The following is a 7,018-nucleotide window of genomic DNA, read 5'->3' as shown; positions in this document are numbered from 1 at the left end:
GATCCAGTACCCGAAACGCCAGGTCGGCATGAAGGTCATGGAAGGTCAGAGCTCGCACCTGCCGCTCAAGATCAACACTGCCGGTGTTATTCCGCCGATTTTCGCAAGCTCACTGCTGCTGATGCCGCTGTCGGTTGCCCAGTTCACTGCTGGTGGTAATGCACCGGAATGGCTGACGACTGCGACCGCACTGCTTGGTCGTGGCCAGCCGCTTTACATTGCGCTTTACATCGGCCTGATTGTCTTCTTTGCCTTCTTCTACACCGCGGTTGTTTTCAACCCGGAAGATACGGCAGACAACCTGAAGAAACATGGTGGCTTTATTCCGGGCATCCGTCCGGGTAAAAATACAGCCAACTATCTGGATTTCATTCTGACCCGTCTGACGGTTATCGGTGCAGCTTATCTCGCATTCGTCTGTATCCTGCCGGAACTGCTGATCGCGGAATGGTCTGTTCCCTTCTACTTTGGTGGGACTAGCCTCCTGATCGTTGTCACGGTAACCATGGATACCGTTGCGCAGATTCAGTCTCATATGCTGGCTCATCAGTATGAAGGCCTGATCAAGAAATCCAAACTGCGTGGTCGCCGCCGTTAAAGAGCGACCACCGCATTCAGGGGGAAGACGATGAACATTATCCTTCTTGGCCCTCCCGGCGCAGGGAAAGGTACCCAGGCCAAGCGTCTCGAAACGGGACGCGGCATGATCCAGCTCTCGACGGGCGACATGCTCCGTGCAGCGGTTGCTGCCGGAACCGAACTGGGGCAGAAGGCAAAGGAAGTCATGGATGCGGGTCAGCTCGTATCCGACGATCTGATGATCGGTCTGATTTCTGAAAGACTTGACCAGGATGACACCAAGGGTGGTTTCATTCTGGACGGGTTCCCGCGCACGACCGCCCAGGCAGAAGCTCTGGACGACATGCTGGAATCCAAGGGACTGGCACTTGATTACGTGATTGAACTGCGTGTTGATGATGCAGCGTTGGTGGCCCGTGTTGTCGGTCGCTATACCTGTGCGAAATGCGGGCAGGGCTACCATGACGAGTTCCAGAAACCCGCCAAGGAAGGTGTCTGTGACGTTTGTGGCAGCACCGAATTTAAACGCCGTGCGGACGACACCGCCGAGACGGTCACCTCGCGACTGGAAGCTTATCACAAGCAGACAGCACCGATCATTCCTTACTATGAAAAGGTCGGTAAGCTGAAAACAGTTGACGGGATGGCTGAAATCGACGAAGTTACGCGCGAGATTGAAGCCATCCTGGGGTAATTTCCCGGGCAGGGCGTTTTTTTGCTGGCGGGTTGGCAGTAATGCTGGCCCGCTTTTGCAGCGTCCTACCCTACCGGATCTGCCCCTGGGTTTGTTAACAGGAAACAGGAGTTCACATAGTGGCTCGTATTGCTGGCGTAAACATCCCGACCGCGAAGCGCGTCGTGATTGCGCTTACCTACATCACCGGTATTGGCCCGGCTAAAGCCAAAGAAATTTGCGCAAAGGTCGGAATCGAATCCGCAACCCGCGTTCATCAGCTTTCTGATGACCAGGTTCTGAAGGTTCGTGAAGTTATCGACGCTGATTACACCGTCGAAGGCGACCTCCGTCGTGAAACCGCAATGAACATTAAACGTCTGATGGACCTGGGCAGCTATCGCGGCCTGCGTCATCGTCGCGGTCTCCCGGTACGCGGTCAGCGTACCCACACCAACGCTCGCACCCGTAAGGGCCCGGCTAAGCCGATTGCTGGCAAGAAGAAGTAAGGTAGGGGAACGACAATGGCGAAAGCTCCTCAGACTCGCGTGCGTCGCCGCGAGCGCAAGAACATTACGAACGGTATCGCGCACGTAAACGCGACCTTCAACAACACCATGATCACCATCACCGACGTTCAGGGTAACACCATTTCCTGGTCGACCGCTGGTGGTATGGGTTTCCGCGGTTCGCGTAAATCGACTCCGTATGCTGCACAGATGGCTGCCGAAGATGCAGGTAAAAAAGCTGCTGAACACGGCATGAAAACCCTCGAAGTACAGGTTAAAGGCCCGGGTTCGGGACGTGAATCTGCACTGCGTGCGCTTCAGGCTGTCGGTTTCACCATTACGTCGATCAAAGACGTAACGCCGATTCCGCACAACGGTTGCCGTCCGCGTAAACGTCGTCGCGTCTAATCGCGTCGATCCTTGCGGACGACCCCGCGTTTGGGCCCGGGATGACCGGGCCTCTTCGCGTTTCTCGTGGGGGCAATATGTTGCCCTCATTTCCATAGGCTCCAGTTGCGAAGGTGGGTCTCGTGATTCAAAAGAACTGGCAGGAACTGATTAAGCCGACGAAGCTTGATGTTACTCCGGGTACTGATGCCAGCCGTATTGGTACGATCGTGGCAGAACCGCTGGAGCGCGGTTTTGGTCAGACCCTGGGTAACGCGCTGCGTCGCATTCTGCTGTCGTCGCTCCAGGGTTCGGCAGTTACTGCGATCCAGATCGACGGTGTATTGCACGAATTTTCGTCGATCCCGGGTGTGCGTGAAGATGTCACCGACATCATCCTGAACATCAAGACCATGGGCGTGCGTATGCATGCTGAAGGTCCGAAGAAAATGGCTCTGAAGGCGACCGGCCCTGGTGCCGTCACCGCAGGTCAGATCGAAACCGGTGCGGATATCGAAATCCTCAACCCGGATCTCGAGCTTTGCCATCTTGATGATGGTGCTACGCTCAACATCGAATTCACCGTTGATAACGGTAAAGGCTATGTTGCAGCCAGCTCGCACAGCTCTTCGGATGCGCCGATCGGTCTTATTCCGATCGATGCGATCTTCAGCCCGATCCGTAAAGTGGCCTACAAGGTGGAAAACACCCGTGTTGGTCAGGATACCGACTTTGACAAGCTGTCGCTGACCGTTGAAACCAACGGTGCGCTGACCCCGGAAGATTCGGTTGCGCTTGCTGCCCGTATCCTCCAGGACCAGCTGTCGCTGTTCGTCAACTTCGAAGAACCGGAAGCGGTTGTCGAAGAGAAGAAAGAAGACGAACTGCCGTTCAACCGTAACCTTCTTCGTAAGGTTGACGAGCTTGAACTGTCGGTCCGTTCGGCAAACTGCCTGAAGAACGACAACATCATCTATATCGGTGATCTTGTTCAGAAGACCGAAGCAGAAATGCTCCGTACGCCGAACTTCGGCCGTAAGTCGCTGAACGAAATCAAGGATGTTCTGGCTCAGATGGGTCTGCATCTCGGTATGGAAGTCGGCGGTTGGCCGCCGGAAAACATCGAAGAACTTGCTCGCAAGTTCGAAGATCCGTTCTAAGAACGGGTCTTCGGCCTTCGGGCCGAGATCGGAACATTCATGTTCCAAACCGGAGAACCCAGTTGTTTGGGCATCCGGCGGGCTTGTTGCCCACACCGCACGTGCATGACCTGACCTTTCGACAAAGTGTTCAGGGTGGCGGCGCGGTTTTACAATCGGTTTCGTGAGCGAAGCCAGGCTATTAAGGAGAGTTACCATGCGTCACGGTATGCAAGGCCGTAAGCTTAATCGTACTTCGTCCCATCGTAAGGCGATGTTTGCCAACATGGCAGTTTCGCTGCTCACCCACGAGCAGATCAAAACCACTCTTCCGAAGGCCAAGGATCTTCGCCCGTATGTCGAAAAACTGATTACGCTGGGCAAGCGGGGCGACCTGCATGCACGCCGTCAGGCCATTTCGATCCTGCGTGACGACAAAGTCGTAGCCAAGCTGTTCGGCGAAATCGCTGACCGCTACAAAGAGCGTGCTGGTGGTTACAGCCGCGTTCTCAAGGCTGGCTTCCGTTACGGCGATGCGGCTCCGGTTGCTGTGATCGAACTTGTTGATCGCAACGCCGATGCAAAAGGCGCGGAAGACCGTGCTCGCCTCGAAGCAGAGGGCGAAGGCGAAGAAGCAGTTGCTGAATAAGCAACGTTTCGGCCTTTAAGAAACAGAAACGGGCGATGCCATCCGGTGTCGCCCGTTTTCTTTTGGCTAAATTTCAAAAAGTTCATATTTCCGCCAAGGTTGCGCGGCAGTCCTAATTTTCCTAATTGATGTTCTGCCATTGCCGGTTCCCGCACCGGTCGCTGCAACCCGAAAAAAGAGAGTCTGACGTGCAGGCAAAATGGATTACGAAAACTGTCGCCTTTGCCGTAATCGCAATGGCGGCTGTGTCCGGCCCAACCAATCTGGCCCATGCCCAAAGCGATGAAACCACTCTGGATCGGCGACTGCCGTCGAGCCAGACGGAAATCAAGATGTCGCTTTCGCCATTGGTCAAGCAAACAGCACCCGCGGTCGTTAACATCTACACCAAAAAGGTGGTCGAGCAACGCCAGCGAACCCCGTTCTTCAATGACCCGTTCTTCAAGCAGTTCTTTGGGGATCGTTTCGGCGGGGCCTTTGGTGCGCCACGTCAGCGGGTTGAACGTTCGCTGGGGTCCGGCGTGATTGTCTCGGGCGACGGTACGATTGTGACCAACCATCACGTCATCGATGGGGCAAGCGAGATCCGCGTCGTCTTGCATGACAACCGCGAATTCGATGCCGATCTGGTGGGATCGGACGAACGCACCGATCTTGCGGTCCTGAAACTGCGCGCTGTGGATCAGGAACTACCCGCCATCCCGTTTGGCGACTCTGATGCGGTTGAGGTCGGCGACCTTGTGCTTGCCATCGGCAACCCGTTTGGCGTCGGGCAGACCGTGACCAGCGGTATTGTCTCGGCCCTTGCACGTGCCGGTGTCACTGGTCAGGACTATCAATCCTTCATTCAGACCGATGCGGCGATTAACCCGGGCAACTCCGGCGGGGCGCTTGTCGATATCGATGGCAACCTGATTGGCGTGAACTCGGCGATCTTCACCAAGTCCGGCGGATCAAACGGTATCGGCTTTGCCGTTCCGGCCAATATGGTCAAGGTGGTGATGCGCGGTCTGATCAGTGGTGATCTGCGTCGTCCATGGCTGGGTGCTGCCGGGCAGGCGGTGACAGCCGATCTGGCGTCCTCGCTTGAACTGGATCGCCCGCATGGTGTTCTGATCAACAAGGTCCGTGAAGGCAGCCCGGCCGCGCGTGGTGGCCTGCAATCGGGTGACGTGGTCGTTGCCGTCAATGGTCTTGCGGTCGATAACCCGAACGAACTTAAATTCCGCATCGCGACGCTTGAGCTGAATGGCGAGGCAAATCTGTCGGTTCTGCGCCGTGGAACGGAAACCGCCCTTGCCATGCCGCTTGAAGTCGCCCCGGAACTGCCCGCACGCGATGAAAGCATCATTGATGGCCGCAATCCGTTCAGCGGGACCAAGATCGCCAATATGAACCCGGCATTGGCCGACGAACTGGGCATCGATACGCTCAGCGAAGGTGTGATGGTCTTGGCCGTCGCACGCGACAGCCTTGCGCGCCGTACCCGCCTGCAGGCTGGCGACTATATTGTCGAGGTCAATGGCGAACCGATTACCTCGGTCGCGCGCTTCAAGGAAGTTATTCGCGCCGGTGAAAGCAGCCGCGACTGGAAGATCGCCGTCAAACGCGATGGCAAGGTCCTGACGGGTGACTTCACCCTCTAAGATCAGGCGATACCGGCTTAGTCGAAAAGGCGTGCGCCAACCGGTAGCACGCCTTTTTCTTTGGCGGATCAGGCGCTCTCGCCTATCCCGTATGGCCGATGACGGAGCATCATCAGCGCGACAAAGGTCACAAGCCCCAACCCGATGGTCAGCAAGATCGCATACTGCCCGTAATCATCAATCAGAAGCCCGAAGACAAACGGCGCAGCCGCCTGTGCAAAGCGCGATGGCGCCATGATATAGCCTTGCCGTGCGCCATATCCCGCCGGACCAAAGGTCGCCAGCGGCAATGTTCCCTTGGCGATGGTCAGGATGCCGTTGCCGATCCCGTGCAGGCTGGTAAACAGCATCCCGACGGGCCCGCCAAAGATCAAAAGCAACACTGCCCCCACCGGATGGGTCAGGGCCGAAAGCCTCGATGAAATCAGCGGATGCATCTTTTTAAGCAACCCGAATTCGGCCAGCCGCCCTGCAACCTGTGCCGGCCCAACCAGCGATGCCGCGATCAGCGCACCCGCCGCGTCCATGCCCGAAATCTGAAGCAAGCGGGGCAAATGTGCCGCCATGGCGGTCGCGGTAAACCAGCTGGCCGCAAACACGATGGCCAGCAGGATCATCGGCATGTTGAAGATATCCTGCCGTGAAAGTTTGGTCAGGGCAGGGGAGGTCTTAGGTGTTTCGTCCTCTCCCGTCGTTTTGTCGGCGGATCGGGTGCGCGGGATCAAAAACAGATTAAGCGGCAAGCCCAGAACGATATGCATCACCGCCCAGAAATAGCACACCATACGCCAGTCAAACTCGGCTTCTAACCCGGCGGTAATTGGCCAGCAGATCGTACTGGCAAATCCGGCAATCAGGGTGATGCCGGTAATCGGTCCACGCGCATCATGGCCGTAAATCCAGCTGAGTGTGGCAAAGGCCGACTCATAAAGTCCCATCGACATGCCAACCCCGATCACACACCAGGCCACACACATCATGGTCAGGCTGTCAGCCGTGCCGAGCAGCGCAAGACCGGCCGCAAAGATCAGGCTGGATACCGCCAGCACAGTGCGCCCGCCAAACTGATCAATCCGCGCCCCGGCCTTGGGGCCGAGCAGGGCGGCAAAAATCAGCGCGAGTGAAAAGGCCCCGAATGCCCAGCCCGGCGGAATGCCAAGCTCGATCGCCATCGGCTCTGCCAGAATGGCCGGCAGATAAAGTGTAGTGCCGAATGCAAGGGTTTGACCCGTGCCCAATCCGATTACGATCGGCAATTTGGCCGGTGTGCCGGGCGATGTCATGTCAGGCCCCGGCAATGAAGGCAGATCAGGCAGGCAGGAACGGGCGTCACAAACGGGTTCTTTTTGTTGTTTGATCGGGAATAAGCCTGAAAGCTATGCCGCGCGTTTCAGGGCGTCAATCAACGATGTTTCGTCTGTCATCAATGTCATCTG

General features: G+C 56.7%; 8 protein-coding genes. 7 read left to right on the top strand and 1 reads right to left on the bottom strand.

Annotation, left to right across the window (positions count from 1 at the left end; translation table 11 throughout):
- From CMO10_RS13160 to CMO10_RS13130, 7 genes are all read left to right on the top strand, one after another.
- A partial coding sequence (locus CMO10_RS13160; RefSeq protein WP_297022920.1) for a preprotein translocase subunit SecY occupies positions 1-598 on the top strand: 598 nt, incomplete at its 5' end.
- Positions 599-628: 30 nt separating this feature from the next.
- Positions 629-1,273, top strand: a complete 645-nt coding sequence (locus tag CMO10_RS13155) for an adenylate kinase (protein ID WP_044828431.1) — start codon at positions 629-631, stop codon at positions 1,271-1,273.
- A gap of 119 nt (positions 1,274-1,392) precedes the next feature.
- Positions 1,393-1,761 carry a 30S ribosomal protein S13 gene (gene rpsM, locus CMO10_RS13150; RefSeq protein WP_008892195.1) on the top strand — a complete coding sequence of 123 codons (369 nt, stop codon included), beginning with the start codon at positions 1,393-1,395 and terminating at the stop codon, positions 1,759-1,761.
- A gap of 15 nt (positions 1,762-1,776) precedes the next feature.
- Complete coding sequence (rpsK, locus tag CMO10_RS13145; protein WP_044828432.1) at positions 1,777-2,169, top strand: 30S ribosomal protein S11; 393 nt, start codon at positions 1,777-1,779, stop codon at positions 2,167-2,169.
- A 122-nt stretch (positions 2,170-2,291) separates the two neighbouring features.
- On the top strand, positions 2,292-3,308 hold the full coding sequence (locus tag CMO10_RS13140; protein WP_008892197.1) for a DNA-directed RNA polymerase subunit alpha: 1,017 nt from the start codon (positions 2,292-2,294) through the stop codon (positions 3,306-3,308).
- A 196-nt stretch (positions 3,309-3,504) separates the two neighbouring features.
- Positions 3,505-3,936, top strand: a complete 432-nt coding sequence (gene rplQ, locus CMO10_RS13135) for a 50S ribosomal protein L17 (protein WP_297022912.1) — start codon at positions 3,505-3,507, stop codon at positions 3,934-3,936.
- Between the two features lie 188 nt (positions 3,937-4,124).
- The gene (locus CMO10_RS13130) at positions 4,125-5,582 is read left to right on the top strand and encodes a DegQ family serine endoprotease (protein ID WP_297022910.1); all 1,458 of its coding nucleotides are present in this window, start codon (positions 4,125-4,127) and stop codon (positions 5,580-5,582) included.
- Between the two features lie 68 nt (positions 5,583-5,650).
- Here CMO10_RS13130 and CMO10_RS13125 read toward each other — a convergent pair whose 3' ends face one another.
- Positions 5,651-6,865, bottom strand: a complete 1,215-nt coding sequence (locus CMO10_RS13125; RefSeq protein WP_297022907.1) for an MFS transporter — start codon at positions 6,863-6,865, stop codon at positions 5,651-5,653.
- Positions 6,866-7,018 lie beyond the last annotated feature (153 nt).

It is taken from the genome of Thalassospira sp. (genome assembly GCF_002709775.1).
GTDB lineage: Bacteria > Pseudomonadota > Alphaproteobacteria > Rhodospirillales > Thalassospiraceae > Thalassospira.
The sequence above is the reverse complement of the archived record's forward strand: the minus strand, read 5'-3'. Positions and strand labels throughout refer to the sequence as shown.